The sequence below is a fragment of the Methylobacterium sp. B1 genome (assembly GCF_000333255.1).
GTDB classification, from domain to species: Bacteria; Pseudomonadota; Alphaproteobacteria; order Rhizobiales; family Beijerinckiaceae; genus Methylobacterium; species Methylobacterium fujisawaense.
Window position 1 is genome coordinate 1 of record NZ_BACT01000478.1, and the last position, 272, is coordinate 272.

Genomic DNA, 272 nt, shown 5'->3' on the forward strand with positions numbered 1-272 from the left:
AAGCCTATACGCAGGCCGCGGAGGAAGCCGGGGTCGGGGTTACGCCGATCAGCCTGTTCGAGGTGTCGTCGTTGCATCAAAGCGATACTGTCCGCGGATCCGTTCTCGACGGGCCACATCTTGATGATGACACCGTGGATATCGCCATTGACCGAGCGATAATCCTGCCCGACTTCGAGACGTTTTCGCACAATTTCCACAAGCGCCCCCGATGCCGCGATCGTTCGCACCATGCGGAAGACGAATATATGTATCTGTATGTGTCTGCTACG

The 272-nt window shown here is 56.6% G+C and carries 1 protein-coding gene; it reads left to right on the top strand.

Translation table 11 applies throughout. The features are described from left to right. A partial coding sequence (locus tag I53_RS33940; RefSeq protein WP_043351727.1) for a hypothetical protein occupies positions 1-272 on the top strand: 272 nt, incomplete at both ends.